Source organism: Parvibaculum sp. (assembly GCF_040882025.1).
In the GTDB taxonomy this organism is placed as follows: Bacteria; Pseudomonadota; Alphaproteobacteria; order Parvibaculales; family Parvibaculaceae; genus Parvibaculum.
In genome coordinates, this window is record NZ_JBBECC010000024.1 from 1 (window position 1) to 3271 (window position 3271).

At 65.2% G+C, this 3271-nt stretch carries 4 protein-coding genes; all 4 read right to left on the reverse strand.

Features of this window, described 5'->3' with window-relative positions; translation table 11 throughout:
* Nucleotides 1–155 precede the first annotated feature (155 nt).
* Nucleotides 156–929 (reverse strand): ABC transporter ATP-binding protein, encoded by a 774-nt coding sequence (locus WEB61_RS01970; protein ID WP_368062652.1) that lies wholly within the window; start codon nucleotides 927–929, stop codon nucleotides 156–158.
* Between the two features lie 10 nt (nucleotides 930–939).
* Nucleotides 940–1713, reverse strand: a complete 774-nt coding sequence (locus WEB61_RS01975; protein ID WP_368062653.1) for an MlaE family ABC transporter permease — start codon at nucleotides 1711–1713, stop codon at nucleotides 940–942.
* Complete coding sequence (alr, locus tag WEB61_RS01980) at nucleotides 1710–2915, reverse strand: alanine racemase (RefSeq protein ID WP_368062654.1); 1206 nt, start codon at nucleotides 2913–2915, stop codon at nucleotides 1710–1712. Before alr ends, WEB61_RS01975 begins: the two co-directional genes overlap by 4 nt.
* Nucleotides 2912–3271, reverse strand: a 360-nt coding sequence (locus tag WEB61_RS01985; RefSeq protein ID WP_368062655.1) for a hypothetical protein, incomplete at its 5' end; no start/stop codon positions are given. The genes WEB61_RS01985 and alr, both read right to left, overlap by 4 nt.

Genomic DNA, 3271 nt, shown 5'->3' on the forward strand with positions numbered 1-3271 from the left:
TGGCCATGTGTCGTTATCTTACCTCTAGACAAAACCGTCATGGCCCGGCTTGTCCGGGCCATCCACGTCTTTGCCTTCAATACGTGCCATCAAGACGTGGATGACCCGCATAAAGCGGGTCATGACGGCAGAGGGAAAGGGCAATACACCCAAACCTACGGCTTCAGCACATCCATCTGGATCGGCCCTTCGGCGCGGCCGTGAATGAACTGGTCGACATAGTCATTGCCGCTCTGGTCGATCTCGGATCGCGGGCCGTCCCAGATGATCTTGCCCTTGTGGATCATCGCCACCCGGTCGGCGATCTTCCTGACGCTCGACATGTCATGCGTGATCGACAGCGTCGTCGCGCCGAGCTCCTTGACGCGGTCGACGATCAGCTCGTTGATGACATCGGCCGTGATCGGGTCGAGCCCGGTCGTCGGTTCGTCGAAAAAGATGATCTCGGGATCGGCGGCGATGGCGCGGGCAAGGCCCACGCGCTTCTGCATGCCGCCTGAAAGCTCGGCCGGATAAAGTTCGCCGACTTCCGGCCCGAGGCCGACCTTGGCGAGCTTTTCGAGCGCCACTTCCTTTGCCGCCTTGCGCTTCATCTGCCGGCCCTGGATCAGGCCGAAGGCGACATTCTCCCAGACGCTGAGACTGTCGAAAAGCGCCGCGCCCTGGAAGAGCATCCCGAACTTGCGCAGCACCTTTTCGCGCTCGCCCGTATCCATCTTCAGCACGTTCTTGCCGTCGACGAAAATCTCGCCGCGGTCGGGCCGGATGATGCCGAGCACACATTTGATCATCACCGACTTGCCGGTGCCCGAGCCGCCGATGACGACGAGGGATTCGCCTTTCGGCACGGTGAGATCGATGCCGTCGAGCACCACCTTCTTGCCGAAGCGCTTGTGGACGTTTCTGAGTTCGATCTTGGCGTCGCTCATCGGCCGGCCCTCAATTCGCGAACAGAAGCGACGTCATCACGTAATTCGCCGCGAGGATGAGAATGGAGGCGCTGACGACCGCGTTCGTCGTTGCCCGGCCGACGCCCTGCGCGCCGCCTTTCGAATGGAAGCCGTGAAAGCAGCCCATGATCGCGATGATGAAGCCGAACACGCCCGCCTTGATCAGGCCCGACATCACATCGTCGAATTTCAGAAAGTCGGCCGTGTTCTTGATATAGACGCCGGCATTGAATTCGAGCGACGAGGTGCCGACGATGAAGCCGCCCATGATGCCGATAATATCGGCGACGAAAACGAGGATCGGCAGCGTCACGACGGCGGCGACGACCCGCGGCACGACGAGATATTTGTAAGGATTGGTCGACAGCGTCGTCAGCGCGTCGATCTGTTCGGTGACGCGCATCGTGCCGAGCTCGGCCGCGATCGCCGCCGAAACGCGCCCCGCCACCATCAGCCCGCCGAGCACGGGGCCGAGCTCGCGCGTGATGCCGAGCGCCACGATCGAGGCGACGATCGATTCCGAGTTGAACTCGTTGCCGCCGTAATAGATCTGCAGGGCCAGCGCGCCGCCGGTGAAGAAGGCGGTCAGCGCCACCACCGGCAGCGAGAAATAGCCGATCCGCATCGTCTGCTGCGCGATCAGCCGCCAGAAGAAGGGCGGCCGCACGATATGCGTGACCGAGTGCCAGATGAACAGCGACAGCCGCCCGATCTCGCCGAGCAGCGCCAGCACGACCCGGCCGATAATCGTGAAGAAAGTCAAACCTGCCCCCCGGGCTCGTCGCGCGTGCCGTGGGCTTTGGATACATAGCGCCTTATGTATCGCCGCCCGAGGCTGGTGAGAATCTCGTAGCCGATGGTCCCGGCCCTGAGGCCGACATCGTCCACGCTTATAGTGGGGCCGATCAGTTCGGCCATGTCGCCGCGCCGGATGAGCCCTTCGGGAACGGCGCTGACATCGAGCGCCAGCATGTCCATCGAGACTCGCCCCGCGACGGGCACAGTGTACCCGGCAATATGCGCCTGTCCGCCCTTTTCTTGGGACCCCGCGCCGCTTTCGGGCGCCGATGCCCGCCCCAGCGCCCGGAAATAGCCGTCGGCATAGCCGGCCGAGAGGACCGCGATGCGGGCGGGCCCCTTTGCGGCCCACGCCGCGCCATAGCCGACCGTCTCGCCCGCCGTGAGCGTCCTGAGCGCGATCACCCGCGCCTCGACCGTGACGGCCGGCCGGAACGGATTGGCCCGGCCCGAAAGCGGATTGCCGCCATAAAGCCCGACGCCCGGCCTGACCAGGTCGAAATGATAATCGGGCCCGAGAAAGACCCCCGGCGAATTGGCGAGGCTCGCGCGTGCGCCCGGAAAGCGCGGGCCGAGCGCCTCGAGCAGCGCGCGGAAGCGGCCAAGCTGTTCGCCGTTCTTCGGGCTCGCGGCATCGTCGGCGCAGGCGAGATGGCTCATGATCAGCCGCACATCGACGCCGTCGCTGAGCGCCCCGTCTTCGGCGATGGCGGCAGCGTCTTGCGCGCTCATGCCCAGCCGGTTGATGCCGGTATCGAAATGCAGCACGGCGGGAAGGGTCTCGCCGGCGCACCGGGCTTCGTCGCGCCATTCGGCGAGCTCGGCCATCGAGGCAAGGCAGGGCGTGAGCCCCGCTTTGCGGTAAAGCGCGCCCGTGCCGGGAAAGAGCCCGTTCAGCACATAAATCGCGATGCCCGGCAGCAGGGTACGCAGCGTTGCGCCTTCGTTGGCATCGGCGACGAAGAAGCTGCCGCAGCCTTCTCCGGCGAGCCGGCGCGCCACCGCCGCCATGCCGAGCCCATAGGCATCGGCCTTGACGACGGCCGCGGCCTCCGCCCCCGGCGCCGCTGCCCGAACCGCGCGCCAGTTCGCCGCCACCGCATCGAGATCGACCGTCAGCAGCCCGCCCGCGGCGGCAAGTTCCGCCTCTGTCGCCTCAGCCCTCATGCGCGGGTCCCGCCGCTGCGGCGTTCTGCATCGCCCATTGCCGTCATGACCCGGCTTGTCCGGGTCATCCACGTCTTTCTTTTCTGCCGGTCAGTGCCGCAAAGACGTGGATGGCCCGCATAAAGCGGGCCATGACGACAATGGGTAAGGAAAAATTTGAATCCGTTGAATCCAACGACCCCCGCGCGGCCACGCGCCGGAGATTCCAAACCAAACGGCAATGAGAAGAAATCGGGCAGGGCGCGCGCCTCCTGGTCGCGGACGGTGAAAACGCCGCGATCATAGGGGGAAGCGGCGCCGCGCGAAACCCCGCACGCGCGGCGCCCCGCACATACTTGTAGACGAAATACGGCCCC